This window comes from Tardiphaga sp. 839_C3_N1_4, assembly GCF_051811045.1.
In the GTDB taxonomy this organism is placed as follows: Bacteria; Pseudomonadota; Alphaproteobacteria; order Rhizobiales; family Xanthobacteraceae; genus Tardiphaga.
The window spans coordinates 4,606,594-4,630,325 of record NZ_JBPWQD010000001.1 but is presented as its reverse complement, the minus strand read 5'-3'; the positions used below and the strand labels follow the sequence as shown (position 1 = coordinate 4,630,325).

The 23,732-nt window shown below is 59.8% G+C and carries 25 protein-coding genes and 1 pseudogene; 4 read left to right on the top strand and 22 right to left on the bottom strand.

The annotated features are described in order from the left end of the window. Window positions 1–4: 4 nt before the first annotated feature. The 3 genes from prfA to AB8A38_RS22135 all read left to right on the top strand — a co-directional run bounded on the left by prfA (window position 5) and on the right by AB8A38_RS22135 (window position 3,217). On the top strand, window positions 5–1,090 hold the full coding sequence (gene prfA, locus AB8A38_RS22145) for a peptide chain release factor 1 (RefSeq protein ID WP_315844096.1): 1,086 nt from the start codon (window positions 5–7) through the stop codon (window positions 1,088–1,090). After that, window positions 1,087–1,977, top strand: a complete 891-nt coding sequence (prmC, locus tag AB8A38_RS22140; RefSeq protein ID WP_410001860.1) for a peptide chain release factor N(5)-glutamine methyltransferase — start codon at window positions 1,087–1,089, stop codon at window positions 1,975–1,977. The genes prfA and prmC overlap by 4 nt, the downstream gene beginning before the upstream one ends. A 478-nt stretch (window positions 1,978–2,455) precedes the next feature. Next, the gene (locus AB8A38_RS22135; protein WP_315844097.1) at window positions 2,456–3,217 is read left to right on the top strand and encodes a DUF4167 domain-containing protein; all 762 of its coding nucleotides are present in this window, start codon (window positions 2,456–2,458) and stop codon (window positions 3,215–3,217) included. A gap of 54 nt (window positions 3,218–3,271) precedes the next feature. Here AB8A38_RS22135 and AB8A38_RS22130 read toward each other — a convergent pair whose 3' ends face one another. The 3 genes and pseudogenes from AB8A38_RS22130 to AB8A38_RS22120 form a co-directional block, all read right to left on the bottom strand. After that, window positions 3,272–4,465: a hypothetical protein gene (locus AB8A38_RS22130; RefSeq protein ID WP_439087409.1), complete on the bottom strand. Its 1,194-nt coding sequence runs from the start codon at window positions 4,463–4,465 to the stop codon at window positions 3,272–3,274. Between the two features lie 186 nt (window positions 4,466–4,651). Next, window positions 4,652–5,051 (bottom strand): annotated as a pseudogene (locus tag AB8A38_RS22125) (hypothetical protein). Window positions 5,052–5,107: 56 nt separating this feature from the next. Further along, window positions 5,108–6,718: a methyl-accepting chemotaxis protein gene (locus AB8A38_RS22120; protein WP_439088583.1), complete on the bottom strand. Its 1,611-nt coding sequence runs from the start codon at window positions 6,716–6,718 to the stop codon at window positions 5,108–5,110. Between AB8A38_RS22120 and AB8A38_RS22115 the strand changes: the two genes are divergently transcribed. After that, window positions 6,602–6,916: a hypothetical protein gene (locus tag AB8A38_RS22115; RefSeq protein WP_439088633.1), complete on the top strand. Its 315-nt coding sequence runs from the start codon at window positions 6,602–6,604 to the stop codon at window positions 6,914–6,916. The genes AB8A38_RS22120 and AB8A38_RS22115 overlap by 117 nt on opposite strands. Here the strand turns inward: AB8A38_RS22115 and AB8A38_RS22110 are convergent. The 19 genes from AB8A38_RS22110 to AB8A38_RS22020 all read right to left on the bottom strand — a co-directional run bounded on the left by AB8A38_RS22110 (window position 6,890) and on the right by AB8A38_RS22020 (window position 23,639). Next, complete coding sequence (locus AB8A38_RS22110) at window positions 6,890–7,273, bottom strand: ribbon-helix-helix domain-containing protein (RefSeq protein WP_439087408.1); 384 nt, start codon at window positions 7,271–7,273, stop codon at window positions 6,890–6,892. The two genes, AB8A38_RS22115 and AB8A38_RS22110, sit on opposite strands and share 27 nt — an antisense overlap. Window positions 7,274–7,325: 52 nt before the next feature. Next, window positions 7,326–8,984: a TadG family pilus assembly protein gene (locus tag AB8A38_RS22105; RefSeq protein ID WP_439087407.1), complete on the bottom strand. Its 1,659-nt coding sequence runs from the start codon at window positions 8,982–8,984 to the stop codon at window positions 7,326–7,328. A 12-nt stretch (window positions 8,985–8,996) separates the two neighbouring features. Continuing rightward, a complete protein-coding gene (locus tag AB8A38_RS22100; RefSeq protein ID WP_315844100.1) occupies window positions 8,997–9,431 on the bottom strand; it encodes a TadE/TadG family type IV pilus assembly protein in 435 nt (144 codons plus the stop codon). Window positions 9,432–9,585: 154 nt separating this feature from the next. Next, complete coding sequence (locus AB8A38_RS22095) at window positions 9,586–10,488, bottom strand: LysR family transcriptional regulator (protein WP_439087406.1); 903 nt, start codon at window positions 10,486–10,488, stop codon at window positions 9,586–9,588. 350 nt (window positions 10,489–10,838) lie between these two features. Continuing rightward, window positions 10,839–11,189 (bottom strand): VanZ family protein, encoded by a 351-nt coding sequence (locus tag AB8A38_RS22090; RefSeq protein WP_439087405.1) that lies wholly within the window; start codon window positions 11,187–11,189, stop codon window positions 10,839–10,841. A gap of 115 nt (window positions 11,190–11,304) precedes the next feature. Beyond that, on the bottom strand, window positions 11,305–11,979 hold the full coding sequence (locus tag AB8A38_RS22085; RefSeq protein ID WP_315844103.1) for a flavin reductase family protein: 675 nt from the start codon (window positions 11,977–11,979) through the stop codon (window positions 11,305–11,307). 12 nt (window positions 11,980–11,991) lie between these two features. Continuing rightward, window positions 11,992–12,981 carry an amidohydrolase family protein gene (locus tag AB8A38_RS22080; RefSeq protein WP_439087404.1) on the bottom strand — a complete coding sequence of 330 codons (990 nt, stop codon included), beginning with the start codon at window positions 12,979–12,981 and terminating at the stop codon, window positions 11,992–11,994. Between the two features lie 16 nt (window positions 12,982–12,997). After that, window positions 12,998–14,383 (bottom strand): amidase, encoded by a 1,386-nt coding sequence (locus AB8A38_RS22075; protein WP_439087403.1) that lies wholly within the window; start codon window positions 14,381–14,383, stop codon window positions 12,998–13,000. Continuing rightward, window positions 14,383–14,577, bottom strand: a complete 195-nt coding sequence (locus AB8A38_RS22070) for a hypothetical protein (protein ID WP_439087402.1) — start codon at window positions 14,575–14,577, stop codon at window positions 14,383–14,385. Before AB8A38_RS22070 ends, AB8A38_RS22075 begins: the two co-directional genes overlap by 1 nt. A gap of 7 nt (window positions 14,578–14,584) precedes the next feature. After that, entirely contained in the window at window positions 14,585–15,289 is a 705-nt protein-coding gene (locus AB8A38_RS22065; RefSeq protein WP_439087401.1) for an ABC transporter ATP-binding protein, read from the bottom strand. Further along, complete coding sequence (locus tag AB8A38_RS22060; protein ID WP_439087400.1) at window positions 15,282–16,037, bottom strand: ABC transporter ATP-binding protein; 756 nt, start codon at window positions 16,035–16,037, stop codon at window positions 15,282–15,284. Before AB8A38_RS22060 ends, AB8A38_RS22065 begins: the two co-directional genes overlap by 8 nt. A gap of 62 nt (window positions 16,038–16,099) precedes the next feature. Next, entirely contained in the window at window positions 16,100–17,359 is a 1,260-nt protein-coding gene (locus AB8A38_RS22055) for an ABC transporter substrate-binding protein (protein ID WP_089267737.1), read from the bottom strand. A 45-nt stretch (window positions 17,360–17,404) separates the two neighbouring features. Further along, the gene (locus tag AB8A38_RS22050) at window positions 17,405–18,367 is read right to left on the bottom strand and encodes a branched-chain amino acid ABC transporter permease (RefSeq protein ID WP_439087399.1); all 963 of its coding nucleotides are present in this window, start codon (window positions 18,365–18,367) and stop codon (window positions 17,405–17,407) included. Then, the gene (locus AB8A38_RS22045) at window positions 18,364–19,215 is read right to left on the bottom strand and encodes a branched-chain amino acid ABC transporter permease (protein WP_439087398.1); all 852 of its coding nucleotides are present in this window, start codon (window positions 19,213–19,215) and stop codon (window positions 18,364–18,366) included. Before AB8A38_RS22045 ends, AB8A38_RS22050 begins: the two co-directional genes overlap by 4 nt. 19 nt (window positions 19,216–19,234) lie before the next feature. Next, on the bottom strand, window positions 19,235–20,119 hold the full coding sequence (locus tag AB8A38_RS22040; RefSeq protein ID WP_439087397.1) for a polysaccharide deacetylase family protein: 885 nt from the start codon (window positions 20,117–20,119) through the stop codon (window positions 19,235–19,237). A 2-nt stretch (window positions 20,120–20,121) separates the two neighbouring features. After that, window positions 20,122–20,823 carry a fumarylacetoacetate hydrolase family protein gene (locus AB8A38_RS22035; protein ID WP_439088582.1) on the bottom strand — a complete coding sequence of 234 codons (702 nt, stop codon included), beginning with the start codon at window positions 20,821–20,823 and terminating at the stop codon, window positions 20,122–20,124. Window positions 20,824–20,825: 2 nt separating this feature from the next. Continuing rightward, window positions 20,826–21,710 (bottom strand): polysaccharide deacetylase family protein, encoded by an 885-nt coding sequence (locus AB8A38_RS22030; protein WP_439087396.1) that lies wholly within the window; start codon window positions 21,708–21,710, stop codon window positions 20,826–20,828. A gap of 37 nt (window positions 21,711–21,747) precedes the next feature. Continuing rightward, window positions 21,748–22,395: a cysteine hydrolase gene (locus tag AB8A38_RS22025; RefSeq protein WP_439087395.1), complete on the bottom strand. Its 648-nt coding sequence runs from the start codon at window positions 22,393–22,395 to the stop codon at window positions 21,748–21,750. Between the two features lie 2 nt (window positions 22,396–22,397). Next, complete coding sequence (locus tag AB8A38_RS22020; RefSeq protein WP_439087394.1) at window positions 22,398–23,639, bottom strand: alpha/beta hydrolase family protein; 1,242 nt, start codon at window positions 23,637–23,639, stop codon at window positions 22,398–22,400. Window positions 23,640–23,732 lie beyond the last annotated feature (93 nt).

Sequence of the window (23,732 nt, the reverse complement as noted above, 5' to 3'; positions counted from 1 at the left end):
CACGATGTCCCTGCTACCCGAAACAAAACTCGACGTGCTCCTCGCACATCACGCCTCGCTCGAGGCACAACTGATGGGTCAGGTCAGCGCCGAGAATTATGTGAAGATGACGCGCGAGCTGTCCGAGCTCAATCCGTTGATCGACGCGGTGAAGACCTATCGCGGCGCGCTTGCAGAGCTCAAAGATATCGATGCGATAATCGCCGACACTTCGACCGATGCGGAGATGCGCGAGATGGCGCAGGCCGAGCGTCCGGCGCTGGAAGAACGCATCGAGGCGCTGGCGCAGGAAATCCGCGTGGCGCTGCTGCCGAAGGATGCGATGGACGAGCGCAACGTCGTGCTGGAAATCCGTGCCGGCACCGGCGGCGACGAGGCTTCACTGTTCGCCGGCGACCTGTACCGGATGTATGAGCGCTTCGCGGCACTGGCCGGCTGGAAGGTCGAGGTGATTTCGGCGTCCGAAGGCACCATGGGCGGCTACAAGGAAATCATCGCCGAGGTGAAGGGCCGCGGTGCTTTCGCCAAGTTGAAATTCGAATCCGGTGTACACCGCGTGCAGCGCGTGCCCGATACGGAGACTCAGGGGCGCATTCACACGTCGGCGGCAACGGTCGCTGTCATGCCCGAAGTCGAAGAAGTGGATATCGACATCAAGCAGGACGACCTGCGCATCGACACGATGCGCGCACAGGGCGCCGGCGGCCAGCACGTCAACAAGACCGAATCAGCGATCCGCATCACGCATATCCCGACCGGCATCGTGGTGATGATGCAGGACAGCCGCTCGCAACATAAGAACCGCGCTTCGGCGATGAACATCCTGCGCTCGCGCATCTATGACGCCGAACAGCAGCGTATCGATTCCGCCCGCTCGGCCGAGCGCAAGGAGAAGGTCGGCTCCGGTGACCGCTCGGAGCGCATCCGCACCTACAATTTCCCGCAGGGCCGCGTCACCGACCACCGCATCAATCTCACGCTCTACAAGCTGCCGCAGGTGATTGCCGGCGAAGCGTTGGGCGAACTGGTCGATGCGCTGACGACAGAGCATCAGGCTGCACAACTCGCTGCCCAGGGCGACACGGCGTGAGCGCCGGCGACATGTTCGCCGGACAGAGCATCGAGAACGCGCGACGCTCATTGACCAATCTGCTCCGCACCCACGGCATCGATTCCGCTGAACTCGACGCGCGCTTGCTGACAGGTGCCGCGCTCGAACTCGATCTGACCGGGTTGATCTCGGCTGCGAAGCGCATCCTGACGTCCAATGAAGCGGCCCAACTTGCCCGCTTCGCACAGCGCCGCATCGATGGCGAACCCGTGGCCCGCGTCCTAGGCATGAAAGAATTCTGGGGCCTGCCGCTGCAGCTATCCCCCGACACGCTGGTACCCCGTCCCGATACCGAAACCCTCGTCGAGGCGGCGCTCGAACTTCTCGATGCGACAGGTCCGCGTGACCGTCCGCTTGTGATCGCCGATCTCGGCACAGGCTCCGGCGCAATCCTGCTGGCGCTGCTTTCAGAGTTAACCAACGCCACCGGCATTGCGACCGATATCAATCTCGACGCCCTGCGAACGGCTCGCTCCAACGCTGCGCAACTCGGCTTGATCGAGCGCGCCCATTTCGTTGTCTCCGACTATGCCTCAGCCCTGACCGGCGGCTTCGACCTGATCGTCTCCAATCCGCCCTATATTCCCTCGGCCGACATTGCCGACCTCGACATCGAGGTGCGCGACCACGACCCACTCCGCGCCCTGGATGGTGGAAGAGACGGATTAAATGCCTATCGAATCATCGCCCCCGAGGCCGCCCGGTTGCTGGTGCCCGGCGGCCTGCTGGTGGTCGAGGTGGGCCACCACCAAAGCGACGATGTCGCCGGTCTGATGGCGGTATCCGGGTTAACCCTGCCGAGGCCGGCCAAAGCCGATCTGGGAGGCATTTGCAGGGCGGTATCAGGACAAAAAAAGCCCCGATAAAGCCTTCTTAGGACAGAAAAAACCACTTGGAATATCCCCGGGGAGCGACTACCTTCCTGTCACAACATCGGTTCAGGGTTGGCTCGCCCCGTAGATTTACGGCAGGAAGCCAGAATTCTCGCTAGAGAGCCCGTCCGGGTGAAAGGTTCCAACAGGCAGGTTTGGTTGAGCGCGATGGCTGAGAGAGCTGCGCTGCTCGCGACCGCAAAGCGAACGAAAGCCTGATATTGCGCTTTAAACTTCACGCACAGAAGCCTGACCTTGTTTCGGCAGGTGAGTGATTTGGTCCGGCTGGCATGGTCAGCGGGCGGTTGGGGAACGCGTCTTTGTTGAACGCGAATGACGGCAAGATCGATGCAGCAAAGGTCTGCACGACGATTCGGACGCTTGACGCGTCCGCATCCCGCAATGTGCTGCGGCAATCATCTCTTTGAAACATAGCTCTGTGACACTCTGGATCGATAACTGAAGGCGACACATGCGAAACGGTCAGAACAACAACAAGCGGATGCGGAACAACAACAACAACCGCAACAACAATAATAATAACAATAACAATCGGCGCGGCCAGAACCCGATGACCCGGGTCTTCGAATCGAATGGCCCCGACATCAAGATCCGCGGTACCGCCTCCCACGTCGCAGAGAAATACGTCCAGCTCGCCCGCGATGCACGCAGCTCTGGTGATCCCGTTGCTGCCGAGAACTACTATCAGCACGCCGAGCACTATTTCCGCCTGATCGCCGCCGCGCAGGAGCAGTTCCGGCAGAATCAGCCGCAACCGCGCACCGAAAACGAGATGCCGCCTGAGGACAACGATGACGAGAGCGAGAGCTACTCGAACTTCGGCGCCGAGCCCGGTTTCGTGCCAGTGCAGCAGCAGCCCTTTGCGCAGCGCGAGCAGCCTCCGCAGCGTGAGGGTGGTCAGCCCTATCAGCCCCGCGAGAACAATCATCGCGAACACCGCCAGCAAAATCAGCCGCAGGCTCAGCCGCAATATCAGCCGCAACCGCAGCCGATGATGCCGGTCGGCGATGGTGTTGATCGTCTGCCTTCTTTCATCACGGGTGGTGCGCAGCCTCAGCCGGGTGCTGCTCCAGGTGGCTTCGAACAGAGTGGTGGTGGAGAGCGCTTCCCGCCGCGTCGTCGCCGCCGTCCGCACGGTCCTCGCCCCGACGTTGCTGTAGCTGGCGCGCCAGCAGAAGCACCGAGCGACGATTTCAATCCGGGCAATTCATAGGCCCAGCCGCTCTCCGGCGAGAGCGCACATCACGAGGCATAGATTGGCCGTGGCTCAGAAAGCCGCGGCCAATTCTTTTGCGCCTGGCAAATTGCTGTTGCTGTCCATCCGCGCATTGGTGACTGCGAGCAGCTTGGCTACGGTATTGTGGCGAATCGCCACCGGATTGCGCTCATAGCCGCCACGCTGGAAGAAGTTCGCCGTCGGCACCTGCTCGCGCATCGCCAGCGGCATGGTCACCATATCTAAGCCGTTGCCATCGCCAGTGAGATTCATCATCTCAAGCTCGGCCGCGCTGAGCGGGCGATCAAACCCGCGGGCGCGGGCAAAATTCACTGACGTCAGCAGTTTGTGGACCTGCAACTGCGGGCCGATATCCATGTCCAGCACCAGCGCATGCATGGCCCAGCCCTGCGGCGTCGTGCCCAGCTTCTCGAGCGCGCTCCAGTTTTGCGGAACGGTGCGCACAGTCGCCTGCATACGCTTGAAGACCGCAATCTTGTGATCCATCACCTTACGCTGCGGACCCGAGAGCGTCGATGCCTTCTCGGTCAGAACTTTCAAAATCTGAGGCCCCTGTTCGGCAACGAGCGTCGTCGTATTGGCTGTGAGCAGCTGATTGTAGCCGATAGCGGTGGAGATCGCGCGCGACCCCGGACGTGACGGGTTCAGGCCCGACTGCATGTCATGGCCACCATTGCCACCGGTTTCGAAGGAATAGACGCGCACCGCAATGTCGCGTGTCAGCCCGGCCTGCAGGGCAGCACGAGCATAAGCGCGCTTGAACTCCATCTCATTGGCAGGCCGCTGCGGCACGAACTGAAATTGCTCCCTCGCCGCCGCGAGGAAATCCGCCACCACCGGAAGATCCTTGCGAACGCGCGGACCGCTATCCTCAGGCTCCGGATTCACCGGACGTTTTGGTCCTTCATAAAGCGGCGCCTGTTCCAGCACATAGTCATTAAGCGTGATCTGCTGGCGGTCGCGGCGCTTGGCATTGCGGATTTTTCGCTTCTCAGAGATTGCATCCCAATAGGCACCGGCCTCTTGATCGAAGGCCACGCGCGCTTCCTGATATTCTGCAAGCTTGCGGCGGTATTCGACAATGGCCTGTGGCGAAGCGCCCTGAGCCATCGCATTGGCAACGCCTGCCGGTAATTGGGCGGAATCCAGCGCATACGCGACCGGCATGAACAAAAATACCGCGAGCGGGACAGTGGCAGTAAAGGCGCGAATCAAATGAGACATGGGACCTGTCGAGATGGCAGCCGGCATAGCCGGCAATGCAGAGGAATGAGGCGGGACGCCGCCCCGCGCCCGTCCCAGGCGGGTCAAACATACCCCGCTCAAAATAACGTTGGATGAGTTTGGTGAACAATGTCTTTCCAAAGCCGGACACTGCCTGCGCTGACACGTCGCGCCGGGGGAGCAGAATCACTTCCAGGCGAAGACCGGCTGCTCCAGCTCGGCCACACGGGTGGTGCGACCCGCAAGAACTTCGCTGAACTGATAGATCAGCGCCGCGGTCGGCGCGTGAATAAAGTGGCCGAAATGACTGTAGCGGATCAGGCGCCTGTCGCTCTCGGGAATGGCAACGAAATCGAACGCCTGCGGCCGCGCGAGGAGGTGCCCATTGATTACTGTGAGCGCGCAGACCGGACGCGCGTAACGTCAGCAACAGCGAGGTCTCCAATTCGGTCGCGGCTTCAACCATCACGAGGGCCACCGCCGCACGCTTCAGCCCCGAAGCGTACTGGCCCTGTTCGATCCGCGTGAATGCGGCTAGGCGAGTCTCGATCATTGTTCGGGTGGCGGCATTGAACGGCAGGATCATCCGCAATTGATAGCACAATCGCGGATGATCCGACAAAGCCGTACAAATTCAGCGTATCAGGCCAGTTCAGACGCCGCGCGCTGCATGTTGTCCGACATATCACTGGTCACAGTGCTCTGCTCTTCGACGGCCGCCGCCGTCGAGGTCACGAACTCGTTAACATGCTCGATCGCCTGCTTGATCGAGACCAGCGCGCCAACCACGTCACCGGAGATACCGTTCAGGGCCTCGATCTCGCTGCTGATCTTGTCGGTCGCCTGCTTGGCCTGGTTGGCCAAATTCTTGACCTCCGCCGCCACCACCGCAAAGCCCCGCCCCGCCTCACCAGCGCGAGCCGATTCGATGGTCGCGTTGAGCGCGAGCAGGTTGATCTGGCCGGTAATGTCGCCGATGAGCCCAACGATGCCACCCATCGCATGAGCCGCCGAGGTAAGCCGCTGCGCCTGGATGTCCGCCGTCTCCACCTGTTGCACCGCGGATTCTGCCGTCTGCCGGGACTTCACCATCGTCTCGGAGATTTCGCGGATTGATGCATTCATCTCTTCGCTGCCGGCAGCGACCGACTCGATCAAGGAACGAGCGCGCTCCGCTTTCAGGCGGGCCATGGCCTGCGCCGTAATATCGGCAGCGTATTTGACCACTTTGAACGGCCTGCCGTTGAGATCGAAAATCGGATTGTAGGATGCCTGGATCCAGATCTCCCGCCCCCCCTTTCCGATGCGTCTGTATTCCGCGGCCTGATAGGTCCCGCGATTGAGGCTCGCCCAGAATTCCACATAGGCCGCGCCAGACCGCTCTATCGGATCGACAAACATGCTGTGATGCCGGTCCCGGATTTCGTCGATCATGTAACCGACCGTATCAAGGAAATTCTGGTTTGCCGTCAGGATGGTGCCATCCATGCGAAACTCGATGACCGCCTGCGACTTGCGAATAGCCGCCATCTGGCCGTTGCTATCAGCGGCAAGCAACTTTTGTTGGGTCACGTCGGTCGCGAATTTTACAACCTTGAACGGTTTGCCAGCATCATTGAGAATGGGATTATAGGTCGCAAGAATCCAGATTTCCTTGCCCCCCTTGCCGACGCGCTTGTATTCGGCCGCCTGATACTCACCCCGACCGAGCCGCGCCCAGAAGTCCCGGTAGGCTGCGCCATCGCGTTCACCGGCTTCCACGAACATACTGTGATGCCGCCCCTGTATTTCAGACAGCGCGTAACCAAGCGTACTCAGGAAGTTCTCGTTTGCGGTAATGATAGTTCCGTCAAGGTAGAATTCGATGACCGCCTGCGCACGGCTGATCGCGGCCACTTTTCCAGAGGCCTCAAGGCTTTCGAGTTTCTGCGCCGTGATATCTGTGGCGAATTTGATGATTTTGAACGGCTTGCCGCTCCTGTCCATGACCGGATTATAGGAAGCCTCGATCCAGATCTCCCTGCCGTCTTTGGCGACCCGCTTGAACTGCCCTGCCTGAAATTCGCCCCTGTTAAGGTTACCCCAGAACTCCCGATAAGCGACACTCTCGCGCACGGCAGGCTGCACAAACATGCCGTGGTGCTTGCCCTTGATCTCATCGAGCGTATAGCCGAGTGCCTTGAGAAAATTTTCATTCGCCTTGATGATCGTGCCATCGAGATTGAACTCGATGATGGCCTGGGAGCGACTGATGGCGGTCGCTTGCGCCAATGCATTCTGCAAATCGGTCTTGCTCTGTCGGTTAAACATCTGTCGCTCCGTGGCCAAAACGGCTGTTGTCGTAAAATAGTCGACGAACGACGTCGCGCGGCACTGCGCGTCGTTTCCTTAAATCAAATAAACTGGAAGAATCGAGCAGCTGGCCTAGTCGACCAGCTGCTGATTCTGTGATCCCGCACGGCCCCAATAGGCCGCGACCTTTTCAGCCAGTTGGTTGTGATTGTCATGCAGCTTGGCATTGCTGCTCGCTGCCGGCTGATCGGCGGTACCGGCCGTCAAGCTGCGTGCAGCAATCTGCTGGAAATATTCGAGCACAGCGATACGCAGGTTAGACGACAAATTTGGTGTTTCGCGTTTGCGCTCGATCTTCTCGATATAGTGCTCGATAGTTGTATTCTCCATGCGAACGATCGCTTGCAGGCTGGCCCAGAAACTGTCTTCCAGGCTGACGCTAGTGCGTTTCTTCGAGACGACAACCGAGCGCTTGCGGTTAACGTTGGGGCGGTTCATTGCGGCTTCGTATCCCATTTTATCAGTCCTCTTCTGTTAAAGCTGGCATTGAAGTTCACGCGTTACTGATTCAGTTCACCAACACTGCGCCGTCACAGCGAATGCCGGATACCCACACATCGGCCTGTCCAATTCCGACGCCGAGACTTGCCAACGTTGCCGCCAGCAATTGATCGATTGAACTGGTTGCCCCGCTGATGATGCTGGTGACGAGTCCACCAAGACCCGGGATCGCCAAACCCAGTCCAAGAACACTGATGTTGAGGTCGCCAAGCAGACTGCCCGTCAGGGACGACGTGAAGTTTGTCGTGTTTACGGTCTTCTTCGTCTGCGACGCGATATCCGAATAGCTGAAATTGACGCTGACCGGCGTGGTGTTGCCCATGCCCGCATGGGCCTTTGCAGTCACAATTGGAATGCCCAGGAGATTCACAAGCGGGGCCGGCCCTGGATTCGGCTTGGTCGCAACATTGTTGAGGTCGGCTACAGTGACGTTACCTATCCATGCATCGACAATGCCCGGCGTAACGCCAAGCGTGACGCTCGATGTATTGACGTTGGGATAGCCGCAATTGACCTTGTTCAGCGTCGCTGTGCCCGACGCGACCTCTACATAGACCGGTAGATTGACCAATGACGCCGAACCACTTCCGATCAACTGGATGGATAGCAGCACACGTGTCTGAGCTGTATGAACACTGACGCCCTGCGTGCCCACGGCAATCCAGCCGGATCCCTGTGGCCGTGCGCCAATCGTCGCCGTCAGTGACGCGCTGGCAATGCCCGGCAGACCTAAATTGACGGATGTGGCAATCTGGTTGGTGCCATTAGCGATTCCAGCTGTTGCCTGTAGCAAATCGTAAAGCGAGATGCTCACACCGTCTTTCGGCTTGACGCCCACAATCAGGTTCGCGTAGGGGCCCGCATCGATCAGCTTGCCAGGCGCAATCTTGGTCGTCACAGATGCCGAAGCCTGCGATATCGTCGAGAGTGCGGTGGTCGCGGTGCCGCTGCCATTGGTAGCCTGCTGCGCGCTCAGCGCTGCAGCGAGAACGTCCCCGATCTTGATGTTCGAATTCAGCAGCGTGTCATAAGTCACACCGGTCAGACCGACACGCGTCGCCAGCGCCGAGAGGAAGGTGAAAGCATCGATGCGCGCGCCAAGAAGCGCATTGTAGTCCATGACTGACAGCGACAGGGTCGTGCCCAGAATTGATCCGAGAACACTATTCAACAAGCCGCCATTTAACGATGCCAATCGCGAACCGATCGAGAACGACGCGATGGCCGTCGTTGTTGCGGTCGCCGTTGTCTTGATCGTGAAATTGTTGCTGCCGGTAAAGAAATGGCTGAAGTAGAGCGGCGTCGCCGTCTGAAGACTGACCCGCGCCGCATTGGCTGTTCCAGTCGCTGGCGTGACAAAGCGGCTTTGCGCAGCGACGGCGGAATTGGCTGTGTAAGTTCCGAGTTCTACACCAACCAGGGCGCTGGCTGGATAGTTATTGCTGGTGACCGCCGCCTTTGCTGCGTTTGTCGCATTGCTTAAGTTGCTGGCCGCAACGATCGCGGCGAGATCCGTGGCAGCCTGCGTCTTGCGACGATCCGCAGCGATGGTCCCGATATCGACACCCAGTGCAGCACAACAAACGGCCAGGATCATGCCGCCCGCAGACATGATGGCAATATTTCCCCGCTGGTCGGTGCGAAACCTCTTGAGAAGTGCGCGCATCGGTTCCATCGCTCAAAACCCTCCGTAGGGAATGGCGGCAGATCGCGAGACTTGCGATGGAGGCATCGGCACGAAAGGAAGCGAATAGATGAACATGGTCGACGCGTCGTAGTTGACCGTGACCACGAAGACGTTTGCGTTCGACGACGATGTCGCCGCATTGACGCTTAGCTTTGACGCATTGATCAGCGGATAAGTCGCGGCATTCGACGTGACATAGGTCGATGCGATCGAGCCACGTTCGGTCTCGGTCAGCCCGGCGACAGAGGAACGTGCTGCCTCGGCAGCAAGCTGCTGAACACCGTGAACGACTGCAAAATATGACCCAAAGACGACGATGCCGAAAACGATCGACAGAAAGACGGGAAGCAGCATCGCGAATTCGACTGCGGAAGCGCCGCGTCGACACGACAGGAGTTTTCCCATGCTGGCATCGAATCTCAACATGCGCTGAGCTTCGCAAGACCGCGTGAAAACTACCTATACAACTTCTGCTACCACTTGGTGGGATCGATCATCTCCAATGCCTGCATTGTATTGGATGATGGCATTGGATTTGATGAGGAGATCACATTTTCTGATACGCGCGTCGATGACAGAACTATATACCGAAGAATTTAACGTGCAGTTCTTTTATTAGAATGCTGTGTTTCTTGCGAATCCCCTCACGCGCGCATAGCACGAGTTTGGGTATCGCCAGCTTTGGAAGATAATACTCATTGGCCGCCAAGAGCGACGCCGGGATCAGAGCCGTTGGCAGCAGGGTTAAACCGATGCCTGCCTTCGCAGCTTCGATCCGTGCATGATAGTCCGGGCTGGAAAATGCGATACGATAGATCATGCCCCTACGCTCAAGCGCCTGAATCATGACGTTATGCACGATCTGCCCCGGCCAAGTCAGCAACGGAATGGGCGCGCCAGGGCTTAACGTAAAATCCTTGGATCGAACCCAGGTCAATTCATCGTCGCGTTGCGCGACGATATCTATGGCCGCATCCCCGGGCATATCGGAGATACTGAGGAACACGCCGACATCGATGTAGCCGTCGAGCATGCTTTTCGCGATCTCGGCCGAATTATCTGAATAGATGCAGACATTGTTCATCGCCGCCTTGCTCATCCCTTCCATTGCGCGTTGCGAATAGAAGTTGGTCAGACCAAGCCGGATGGTCTGATCTTCGGGCGAAGCGCCACGCAGCAAGAGCAACTGGTCATTCGCCTCCAGAATCTTCCTGGCCTGGATCAGAACGAGCTTTCCGAGCTCTGTCGTCGATGAGCCGTTGGCAGACTTCTGGAAGATACTGCCGCCGACCGCGTGCTCAATGCGCTTGATCTGCGAGCTGATGGCAGGCTGGCTCAGGCCGAGCAGCTTCGCGGCCTTGGTGATGCTGCCGGCTTCGGAGATACCGACAACCGATCGCATGATTTCGGTTGGGATGCTCGAATGCTGGTACCGCCGATGCATAATACGTTGTCCTTTGAGATCGACGTCCTCTCCACGCAACGGAATTGTCCGCTTCGGGACGTCACACCAAAGTCATCGGCCATCTACATCAATCTGGCCGAAACGTTTCTTAGGCTCGTCGAAATTGTAGACGATACGACATACACCTTCCTTCAAGTTGTATCGGTGTCTTTTTACACATGCCAAGTACTTTCACGTGGAGGCATGTGTTATTTCTGCCATTAGCAATCTCAAAGAGGGGGCGCGGGTAGAACGCTACCGTGATTACACGTATTTTTTCAAAGCCGCGAGATGCGAAGCATCCAGGATAGCGCTTCACAGGCTGGAACTCAGCAAACGCGATTCGCAGAAAAAACTGACGTACCTCAGCGAGGTAGTGCAGCTCATTCTCAACCTAAGGTGACAAACCGTTTTAAGGTCTGATGGAGCGCGAGCGATATCCCGATGCCGGTGACGCCGCCTGCAAGTTTGACCAGCGCATCCCGCACCTCGCCGTGCCGGTCCGGCGTCAGATGTTGCAGCACCTCAAGCGCGACTGCCGCCCCCCCAACGAGCGTCAGGACAAGCCAGAGATGGCGGGGATAAGCGAGACCGAACAAAAGGCCCACAAGTGCGAATGCGCCGAAGCGCTCAAGGCTGACACCGCCAAAATGCGGCCGCAGCCCGATCGGTGACAAAGTCGCAAAAGCAATCAATGCAAGTGTAGTCCACGCGACAACAATGATGGTTTTCCGATACATCCAGCAGTCATATCCCATGCAAGCGCAGGAGCGGCGATTTCTCACCTCTGACGGTTAATCGAACGCGCAGAGAACTACCACCGGCATTCCGACGCACTCCCCGAACAAAACTCCCTCAGCGGGAGCTACGGAGTTGCCAAGTGTCGAAACTGTCGGGTTTGATCTCGAACCGATCTTGCATCCGTGCATACATGGTTCCCGCGATACGTGCGACCGGAAGATAGTGATCATAGTCCGTACGCAAGGTGACGGGGTCGACAACACCATCGCGAACCTGAATGCCCAGGACCTCCCCGACCAGTAGGTCGCGCTCTGCGCCAAAGTTCATCATTGTCACTTTTCGGCATTCCAGTGCCGCAGGCGCCTTCGCCAAATGCGGCACCGGCACATTGATGCCAGCCGTCATTGGAAGCTGCAAAGCATCCAGTTCGCCGATGTCGGATGGAAAGCTGATTGAACAGTCGACCATATCGTTGGCGAGGGCCTCATCCACCATATTGATAACAAACAACCCATTGGCGCGCACATTACGGGTCGTGTCCTTGACCGACAGATCGGGCCTGGCCTGCAGGCCGACCACGACCAGCGGCGGCTTTTCGGAGAACACATTGAAGAACGAGAACGGCGCTGCATTGACCACACCAGCCTCGGAAATGGTTGTGATCAACGCAATCGGTCGCGGGACAACGAGACCACAAAGCAACTTGTAGCGCTCCGGCGCGCTAAGTTTGGCGAAATCAAAGTGAATTGTCATCGCAGGTCTTGCCTCTTGTGCCGCACCTTGCCGCAACGAGGCAGGAGCTTATCCGATCTTGAACAGCCGGCTCGCATTGCCGAACAGGACTTTCTGACGATCAGTGTCCGATAGCTTAGCCTTGTTGACCAGCCCCACCGGATCGGGGTCCCCCATGTCGAACGGGTAGTCCGAACCCATCATGACGCGATCGAGGCCCACCGTCTTGACGAGATTGTCGATCAGCTCCGCAGAGAACACGCAGGTGTCAAACCAGAGCCGCTTGAGATAGGTCGACGGCGCATCTGCCGTGAGCCGGCGTACTTCCGGACGCACCTTCCAGGCGTGATCCAGTCGGGCTGCGTAGAATGGGTAGAAACCACCGCCGTGGGCGATAATCACGCCGAGATCGGGATGCCGGTCAAGAATGCCACCCATGATGAAGTGGGCGATCGCAATCGTCTCCTCGATGGGCTGGCCGACGCTGTTGACCATGAAGAAATCGCCGAGCCGCTGGCCATGGGAGAAACCCAGGGGATGCACGAACAGCGGTATGCGCAGTTTGGCAAGCCGGGCATAGAGTGGATCGAAGGCGGCATGAGACAGTTCGAGGTTTTCGACGCGGGTATCGATCTGGAATCCACGCAGGCCGAGTTGCTCGACTGCATGAACCGCCTCCTCCACCGCACGCCCGGGGAACCGCATCGGCAACGTGCCCATCCCGGCGAAATGTGCAGGATCCTGCGCCACGAGCGCGGCAATGTCTTCGTTCTGCACGCGCGACAGCGCACATTGCAAATCTTCGTCGGCCCAGTAGTTCTGCTGCGCCGGTGCCGGTGCGATCACCTGAAAGTCGACGCCCATCTTCGCCATCATCTCTCGGCGCTTGGCGATGTCGAGCATCAGGCCCGGGAGCAGCTTGCCCTGCTCTGCATCAGTTTCGCGGCTCGCCGGCGACATGTCGCGCCGATAGGGATTGTCCATCGGATCGTAATGTCCGACCACCAGCGGCTCGACGCGCTTGCTGAGTGCATGAGTGTGCATGTCGATGATCGGCATTCGAAATCTCTTCTTCTTAGTTCAGTTCGGCACTGGCGGGGACGCGCTGATGCCAGTCGGTCGCGCCCTGATAGGCGTGAGCGGCACGCAGGATATCGGCTTCCGCATAAGGGCGGCCAACCAGCTGGAACGCGATCGGCAGACCTGCCGCATCGAAGCCGCACGGCACTGAGGCCCCGGGTAGACCGAGATAATTGACGCCGCGGGTGCAATGTGTGAGCTGGCCGATCACGGCAGCGACGTCAGCAGGATCGCCTTCGGTGGTCGCCGCTATGGTCGGCACCGGAATCGAGATCGCCGGCAGCAGCGCGAGATCGGCGGATCCGATGCAGGATGCGATCCATTGCTGGGTGATCTGCGCACGCAGCGACAGCGCTTCCACATAACGTGTCGCCGGATAGAGCAGGCCGGGCTCGATGCGAGAGCGCACCTGATCGGCATAATCCTGCGGTCGCTCGATCAGCCAGCGGCGATGGATCGTCGCGGCCTCGACGCTCATGACGATCTGCATCAGCGCGTTGATCAAGGCCATATCCGACGGCGTGGTCTCGACGATGGTGATGCCGAGCGACCGCAGCGTCTTGACAGCTTCGTCCAGCACAGTCGCCACATCCGGATGCAGGAGCTCGCGGTAGTACCCACCGGGAGTTGCGATGCGCATCCCGGTTACACCCGTATCGAGCGTCGCTTCATAGTCGCGGTCCGCGATCACCGACAGCAGTCGCGCGGCATCCCGTGCGGTACGGGCCAGAGGTCCCGTGCAATCCAGTGAGGCAGATAGCGGCATCACACCATCGGTCGGAACCAATCCCCAGGTCGGCTTCAACCCGATCAGGCCGCACATCGCGCCGGGATGGCGTAGTGAACCGCCGGTATCCGTCCCAAGCGAGCCGGTCGCGAGGCGCGCGGCGACGGCAACGCCAGAACCGGAGGACGAGCCGCCCGGCACATGCCCCGGATTCCACGGGTTGCGCGCATGCCCCAGCGATTCGTTATAGCCCGTCGGACTCATGGCGAATTCAGCCAGCTGCAGCCGGCCGAGATCGAGCGCGCCGGCGGCGTCGAGCCGGGTAATCACCGTGGCTGTCACGTCAGCGCGAAAGTCAGCCCGGATTTTGGAGCCGCCACCGGACAGATCACCGGCGCGATAGAAGAGGTCTTTATGTGCAAGAGGCACGCCATGCAGCATCGGTAATGCCGCCCCCGATGCGCGCAACTTGTCGGCGGCTTCGGCCGCGTCCAGCGCCCGTTCGTCGTCAAGCCGCACCACGGCATGCAATTTGCGACCGATCAGATCGAGCCGTTCCAGCGCCACCGTTGTCGCCTTCACGGACGTGACTTCGCCTTTAGCGACAGCATCCGCGAGGGCGCAGAGATCAAGGGCTGCGATTGCGCTCTGCATCAGCGCTTGTCCATACTAGCGAGCCACGCCTGATACGCATAGGCCGTCGAATCGAACGCCATGTCTTGAACTGCTGCAGTCGCGACGCGCGTATTATTTTCCACGACCAGCCCCGTCATGCGCGGTGTGCGTTCAGCAGCGCCGGGCGCTTTGTTCAATTCGGCAGCGACTTGGCGCAACAGGTCCTCGCTCATGATCACCTCAATGCACGCCGAGGCGCTGGAATAGCACGTCAGTCTGCTCATTCATTTCCTGCGACGTACCGTGATGCACGATCTGCCCGGTTTCCATAATGTAGACGCGATCGGCGACGGCCAGCGCGCTGTAGAGATTCTGCTCGACCAGCAAGATCGACAACCCTTCCTTTTTAAGGTCGAGAATGATGCTTTCGAGGTGCTGCACCATCACCGGCGCGAGACCTTCGGACGGCTCGTCCATCAGGATCAATTCGGGATCGATCATCAGCGCACGGCCCACAGCCAGCATGCCGCGCTCACCACCAGACAACTGGCCACCGCGGTGATAGCGGCGCTCCGCAAGCCGCGGAAAAATGCCGAATACGCGATCGAGCGTCCAGCCATCCCTGGCGCGCGCGCTCTTCAGCATGGTCAGATGTTCGGTCACCGTCAGCGACGGAAACAGCCGGCGGCCCTGCGGCACGATCGCTATCTTGCGATTGGCGATATCGTGAGGACGCAGACCAATGAGGCTCTCGTCGCGCCAGGTGATCGTACCCGAGCGCACCTGCGGCGGCGTCAGGCCCATGATGGAACGAATGAAAGTGGTCTTGCCCATACCATTACGGCCGAGCAGCGCGACGATCTCGCCGGGACGCACCTCGAGCCAAGCGCCGCGCACCACGACGGCGTCGCCGTAACCGCTGTGCAGATCCTTGACCTCAAGCATGACGCGGCTTCCCGAGATAGACTTCCTGAACCTGCTTGTTGCGGCGGATGCCTTCCGGCGGCTCCTCCACCAGCACGCGGCCTTCGAACATGCAGGTGACGTAGTCGACCAGACCGAGTGCCAGATCCATGTCGTGTTCGATCAGGATCACGGTGATCGCCGGATCGAGTGAGCGGATCACCTCGGCAATCATCGAGCGCTCCGACGGCGACAGGCCGGCTGCGGGCTCATCCAGCAGCAGCATGGTCGGCGTCGTCACCAGCGCAATCGCGATTTCGAGCTGCCGCTGCTCGCCATAGGACATTTCCTTGACGATAATGTCGGCGCGCTCGGCGATCCGCGCAGCCTTTAGCGCATCCACGATATGCGCGGCCTCACCCTCGTCCGCATCTGGCGAGCCGAACAGCGAAAACTTCTTCGGCTTCAATCCACGCAGCGCCAGCATCATGTTGTCTTGCACGCTCAGCGTAGGGAACAAGTTGGTGATCTGGAAGGTACGCGAGATGCCGAGCTGCGCACGCCGGTGTGGCGGCAGTCTGGACACATCATGTCCATTGAACCTGATCTTGCCCGATGTCGGCGGATGCGCGCCGGCAATGGCGTTGAACAATGTAGTCTTGCCGGCGCCATTGGGGCCTATGATGGCGCGGCGCTGGCCCCGCGGCACAATCAGGCTGACGCCATCGACCGCCCGCAAGGCATCGAAGGCCACTACCACATCTGTCAGCGTCAGGATCGGTTCGGACACGAATAATTCCCAGTGAACGAGACGCGGCGACACGGCCACGCCTCGATGTCAGCAATATTGAATCAGGTCTTCTTGATGCCCTGGAAGGTCCGCGAGTAAGGCGGCTGCTTCAGATAGGTCGCCGGATCGTACTTCCAGAATTGCGAGACATTAGGATAGGTCTCGATCGGCACGTTCCAGTATTTGCCATCGGCGCGCTTCACGACCTTGCGGATATAGACGTCATAGATCGGATTGCCGTAGTCGTCGAACTTCACGGTCTTGCCGAGCGGCGAATTGTCGAGCTCGGTCTTCAGTACTGTATCGATAAAGGTTTCGCGGTCCTCGACCTTGCCGCCCATCTTTTTCAGCGCGGCATCGATCCACATCATGCCGGAATACATCGAGAAGCCGTAGAGCGACGGGATCTTGCCGTACTTCGCCTCGTAATCCTTCTCGAACTTCGCGGTGGTCGGGACGTCCGAACCTTCAGCGAAATGCGCCGCTGCGATGATGCCTTCACATTCGGGGCCCATGGTGCGGATCACCGACTGGTCGGTGCCGTTCATCGCCATCAACAGCGGCGTCTTTTCCTTCAGGCCGAATGACGCGTATTGCTGGATCAGACGAGTCGAATCGGCACCTGTTTCCATCGCGAAGATGGCATCGACCTTGAGATCGGCAAGCTGGCCGAGATAGGGGCTGAAGTCGGCAGTGTTCAGCGGATGCCAGAACTGCTGCACGATCTGCCCGCCCCCTTCGGTGAACACCTGGGCGAGACCGCCGCACTGTTCGTGGCCGAAGGTGTAATCCTGGCTGATGGTGGCGATCTTCTTGTAGCCCTGCTTCAGGGCCCAATCACCGAACGGATGGGTGAAGGCGCTGGCAGAATAGCCGGCGACGCGGATTACGTTCTTGATGCGGGCGCGCTGGGTGAGATCGTCAGCTGCGATAATCGGAATGAAGTAGGGCGTGCCGGTGCCCTTGACGTAGTTGGCAACAGCAAGGCCGGTATTGGCGAGCAGATTGCCGATCAGCATGTGGCAATTGCCTTGCTCGACCAGACGGCGCGCTTTCTGCAAAGCGGTGTCGGGATTCGACGCATCGTCCTCGATCACCAGCTCGACCTTGCGGCCGCCCATCTCGTTCTTCACCTGATCGAGATAGAACTGCACGCCCTCGACCATTTCCTTGCCGCCCGAAGCGACAACGCCGGTCAGCGGCGCCAGCAGACCGATCTTGATCGGGCCGGCCTGGGCCTGTGCGGAGCGCCACGGAGCGACGCCGACGCCCGCGGCAGCGACAGCCGCCGTAGTGTTCTTGAGAAATTGCCTGCGATCCATCTCGAAGTCCTTTCGTGAGCAACCCGATTGAAACGTGAAACCGACTTATCGCACCTTGCGCGAGGTGATCGCGCGCAGCTTGCCTATGATGCCCTCGGGGGCAAAGATCATGATGAGAACGAAGGTGATGCCGAGCACCATCAACCAGCGTTCGGTATAGGAGCTGACGATATTCTCCAGCACGATGATCGCCGCTGCGCCGACAAAGGCGCCGAAAAGCGTACCGACACCGCCCGCGATCATCATCAACACACCCTCCACCGATTGCGCGAGCGCGACGGTCGAAGGGCTGACAAAATTGTTGAACATCGCATAGAGCCCCCCGGCGATGCCGGCGAAGATGCCGGACACCGTGAAGCCGATGAACAGATGCAGAGGCACATTGTAACCGAGGCTGCGCATGCGGCTTTCACTGTCGCGGATACCGCGCAACGTCAGGCCGAACGGCGAGCGCACGAACCGCCACATGGCGAAGGACACGACAACCGCGCCGGCGAGCACCGCCCAGTAGAACGCGCTATGGCTCATCAGAGCCGCCGGCCGTACATCAGCGCGCATGCCGTTCTCGCCGCCGGTGACCTGCGTCCAGCGTAGGCAGACGCCCCACACGATCATGCCGAGCGCCAGCGTCAGCAGCAGGAAATAGACGCCGGAGGTGCGCACCGCGAGCAACGCAAATACCGAGGCCACCGCGGTAGCTGCCAGCACACCGAGCGCGAAACCCGTCCAGGGCGACAGGCCAGCCTGGCCAGTCGCGTAGACGACGACATAGGTCGAGACACCGAAGATGGCGCCATGGCCGAGGGAAGTCCGACCGGCAAAGCCGGCGAGAATATCGATCGACATGGCGAGGACTCCGAAGATCAACACTTCGGTGGCGAGGCCGACCTGATAACTCGACAGCACCATCGGCAGGCATGCCGCGACAATCACCACCAGCCCGGCGATGACGAGCGCACGGCTAGTCATGCCGGCGAGAACTGACGTTTTGGATACGGGCTGCGTCATGTGGCACGTCCGAACAGGCCGAGCGGACGGAATGCGAGCAACACCGCCATCGGGCCGAAGATCACGAAATAAGCGAGCTCGGGGAACATCACCTGGCCGAGCGTATTCAGGAGCCCGACCAGCAGGCTACCGACACCGACCCCAACGAGGCTGCCACGCCCACCGATGATGACGACGGCGAGACTAAAGGTGAGGATTTCCGCGTCCGCTGAGGGATAGAGCGACAGGAACGCGCCTCCCATCAGGCCGCCAAGGCCGGCCAGCGCCGAGCCGAACAGAAAGGTGAAAAGGAAGACGCGGCGAATATTCACGCCGGACGCTTCGACCATCTCGGCATCATCCACGCCGGCACGGATCAGTGCGCCGAGCCTTGTATGATTGAGCAGCACCCACAGGCCGATGAAGACGAAGATGCCCATGCCCAGCACAAACAACCGGTAGATCGGATAGAAGGTGCCGAGCACCCGCGTGCCGCCGCGCAACATCTCCGGGATCGGCACAGTGAAACTGTCGCCGCCCCAGATCACCAGCGCGAGATCGTTGAGGAAAAAGGCGACGCCGAGGGTCAGCAGCACCTGTCGCAATTCGTTGCCGCGCACGAAGCGCAGCAATCCTTGATCGAGCACGAAGCCGATGGCCGCGATCGCCGCCATGGCGCCGATACCACCGACGACGAAGCTGCCGGTCTTCACCGCAACGCTGTAGCCGATATAGCCGCCGAACAGATACAGCGCGCCATGCGCGAGATTGACGATACGCAGCAGGCCGAAGATCAGCGTGAAGCCGCTCGCCACAACGAACAGCAGCGCGGCGAAGGTCAGGCCGTTGAGGAGTTGAAAGAGACTCATGCCCTGCTGCTTGCCTGATCTATGCTTCTGGCGCTTTCGGTCCGACCGAAAGATACCAATCGAGAATCTGTTCGCCGGTCATGAAGGCCACGTCGGATTTCTTCTGGATGGTCTCGAAGATCCGGCGGAAGTGCTTCAGGCGATGCGGCGCGCCCATGATGTAGGGATGCACAACCAGTGCCATGACCCGGGCCGAATGCTCTGAATCTTCGTAAATCTGCTCAAATTGGTCGATGGCCCGGTCGTAATATTCCGACGCCTTGTGATGCTGGATCAGCATCATCGCGACGTCATTGCATTCCTGCGTATAGGGCACATTGACGATCGGTGTCGTCGTGGTCTTGAGCCATACCGGCTGATCGTCGAGTACCCAGTCGGCGACGTAGTCATAGCCTTCCTGTTTCAGCAGGTCCGGCGTTTCCCAGGTCTCGGTCAGACCCGGCCCAAGCCAGCCGCGCGGTCGCTTGCCAGTGGCCTTCTCGATCACGTCGGCAGTCTTGCGGATATCCTCGCGCTCGTTCTCCACCTTCTGCATATTGCGCTGGGTGAAACCATGACCCATGAATTCCCAGTTGCGCGCCTTGGCTGCCTCGACGATGGGCGGGTAAGCGGCGATTGCCGAGCCATTGATCGCCAGCGCGGCGGGGAGCTTGTAGTCGTCGAACACTTTCAGCATGCGCCAGAAGCCGACACGATTGCCGTATTCGTGCCAGGCCCAGTTCGGAACGTCCGGCGACGGCGAGCCGCCGGCTGGCGGTGTCAGCACCGTGCGCGGCATCGGTTGCTTGGCGTCCCATTCCTCGACATTGACGATGATCCACACTGCCATGCGCTTGCCATTCGGCAGCTTCAGCGGTGGACGAGCGTCAATCGGCGAGTAGGAAATGCGTTCGGTCGGCAACATGATCAGGCCTCCGGCTCAACGATGGTGATGCCGAGCGACGGCAGGCCTTCGATTCGCGCGTCGATGACATCGCCCGGAACGACGGGACCCACGCCGGCAGGCGTTCCCGTATAGATGAGATCACCCGGCTCGAGCTTCATCTGCTTCGACAGCTGCGCCACGATCTCCGGCACGCTCCAGATCATCTGGCCGATATCACCGCGCTGCTTCTCGACGCCGTTCACCGACAGCGTGATCGCGCAATTGTTGAAATGCCGGGCATCACGTGCCGGCGCAATTTCACCGCAAGGCGCAGACGCGTCGAAGCTTTTGCCCATTTCCCAAGGCAGTTGCATATCGCGGGCATCGCGCTGGCGGTCGCGACGGGTGAGATCGATGCCAACGGCATAACCCCAGATATAATCGAGCGCTTCCTCCACCGCGATATTGCGGCCGCCGCGTCCGATCGCCAGCACCAGCTCAACCTCGAACTGGAAGTCTTCGGTGAACGCCGGATAAGGCACGCGCGCGCCGTCCGGCACCACGCTGTCGCGCGGCTTCTGGAAGAAGAACGGCGGATCGCGCTCGTCGGCTTCCTTCATCTCACGGATGTGGTCGAGATAGTTACGCCCCACACAATAGACGCGGCGTACAGGGAAAAAACCGCCACCCACGACCGGCACGCCGGTGACGGGAATTGCGGGCAGCATCTGCTGGGACGTCACGCTCACTTCGCCACCTGGGTATTGTACCAATCGAGGATCTCGGCGCCATTCCAATGCACCACGCCTTCGAACTGGTTCACATAGTCATAGATCGCTTCGAGATACTTGATGCGGAACGGCTGACCCGAAATATACGGGTGGATCGCGATCGACATGATCTTCGGCCGCTCGGCGCTTTCGGCATAGAGGCGATCAAACTGATCCTTGGCGCGATTCAGGAGCTGCGTGCTCTCGTGATGTTGCACCATCATCATCGGGATGTCGTTCATCTCCACCGTGTAAGGCAGCGTTGTGAGCGGTCCCTTCTCGGTACGGATCACCGTCGGCTCGTCGTCATAGACCCAGTCACCGATATATTTCACGCCGGCTTCGGCGAGGAACTCCGGGGTCTCCAGCGTCTGCGTAAGACCCGGCCCGAGCCAGCCCACGGGGCGCTTGCCGGTGAAGTTCTCAATCACATCCATCGAGCGGTTGATCATCGCTTTCTGGTCGGCCTCCTTGTGGATGGGCCCCTGCTCATAGGCATGGCCCATGAACTCCCAGCCGGCGTCCTTCGCCTGCTGGGCGACGCGTGGATAGTCCTCGCAGACACGCGCATTGATCGACAGCGTGGGCTTGATGCCGAGCTTCTTGTAGAGATCGAAGAAACGCCAGACACCGACACGCATGCCGTATTCGTGCCAGCCCCAATTGGCGACATCGGGCAGCAGCGGAATGCCGGTCGGCGCCGGCAGCACCTGACGCGCCATCGGCTTGGTAATATCCCAGACTTCGAGATTGACGATGGTCCAGACGATCATGCGGGCATTGCCCGGCAGTTTCAGCTTGGGACGATCGACGATGGCGGAATAGTCGCAACGCTCGCGCGGCTGCATGGGACCGGTCATGGCTGGATGCCCTTCGAAATTGGGAAATTGTATGGGATCATGCGGCACGTCCTGCGCCCTTGAGGCCATCGAGCTGCATCACCGCATCGGTATCCATCACGAAGCCGAAGGCGGTGCGGATGCAGGCAAGGCCAGCGGAATGCAACTCTGGCCCGTCCATGCTGTCAACGCAGTCCTCGACGACGATCACCGAGTAATCGCGCACATTGGCAGCCGTCGTCGTCGCCAGCACACAGGAATTGGTGTTTACGCCGGTGATGAGCAGCGTATTGATGCAGTGCGAACGCAACACGAAATCGAGATCGGTGCCCAAGAAGCAGTCGTAGCGCTTCTTGGTGTTGACGATGAAGTCGCTGGGGTCCAGCAGCTCCGGCATCACGATGCAGCCGGGGCCGCCCATGATATTATGCCGCATCACATTCTTGCGCGTTGCTTTTGGGTCCTCAGCGCGGGTCCGCCAGAACGGGTTGGCGCGGATTTCTTCTTCGTCGCGATAGGACGTGACCTGATGGATCACGGGGATGCCGACACTACGGCACCAGTCAAACAACCGCTTGTTAGAGGCAATGACCTGTTTCGCGACATCCGGCGTTGTCGGCATGGTTGCCACCGACATGTCGAGATGACCGCGATGCAGGTCGATCGCAACGACGGCCGCCTTGATTTGATTGACGCCGAGATTCATGATCACACCAGCGGGTTGAATGAGGTCTTCAGCAGCGCGCGCTGATCGATCTTGAATTTGTCGGCGAGCCAGTCGGCCAGCACTTCCTGACCGATGGTCGGATTGTCATGCTGGCAATGTTCGGCGCCAGTCTCATCCGGCTCCAGCACGCGCAGTGTCGTATCGACACCATTGGCAATGGCGTGGTCATAGGTCGAGCGCGCCGCGGTCACCGTGAGCACGTCGTGGCCGCCATGCAGCACCAGATAGGGACACTTCATGTGCTCGAGATGGCCCTTCAGGGTAAAGGGCTTCATCAGCTCATGGGCTTCCTTCATGGTCTTGGCGCCAAATACCCAGCGGATATGCATCGCCAGACCGAAGTCGTCGCCTTTCTGACCCCACATGTCATGCACCGACCACACAGCGCCATGCGAGATCACCGCCGCAAGGCGGTGCTCGTAGCAGCCGGCACGCGCGGCATAGTAGCCGCCCATGCTGGAGCCGCAGACTGCGATGCGCGAGCTATCGACATCGGCGCGCTTTTCCAGCCAGTCGATGCATTTGCCGACCGGCACTTCGGTATCGGCGCGGGTCGCAAGACCGTGGCGGCGCAAGGTACCGCCCTGCCCGGGCAGATCGACCATCAGCACCGAAATGCCGCGCTGCAAGCAACCATGGGCCTGCATGAACCACATTTCGTCTTTGATTGAATCGAGACCGCCCATGCAGATCAGCACCGGCAGCTCGCCGCCCGGAAATGGCGCACGGATGAAGTAGCCGCAAATCGGCTTGCCCGGCTCATAAGGGATTTCGACCACTTCGCCGGGCGGATTGAGATAGGAAATGAACTTGTGCGAGCAGGCCTCCATCTTCTCGAAGGTCGGCAGCCGCCGCGGGTCGGTCGGCTCGAGATGGAATTCTGCCTGGCGGTAGTAGTCGGCGGCCCGCAGGAAGCAGTTCATCGCCGTGCGGATGTGGCCGAGCTTTTCTTCGGAAAGGCCGCGCTGCCAGTTGGCATCCGCGATCACCATCCACTCTTTATGCCAGCTTTCGAGGTCGCCCGGGATCATCCGCGAACCGGCCAGCATCACCTCGGACACGCTGCCGCCGCCCTCCTGGGTCTCACCGAGACCGCGGCGGAATTGATAGGCAAGCCAGGGATGCTCGGGCCAGTGATGCCAGCCAAACGGCTCATAGTGCGGGGTGCGATCCGCCGTGATCTCCTCGATGGCGTTTTCGCCGATCGACTTCCCTGCCGCCATGAGACGCGTACCGCCTGCTTCTTGTGAACGTGACCGCATCATTGCGGGTTCGGGTCACGAGTCAACCGCAATTACATACACTTTTCCCGATGC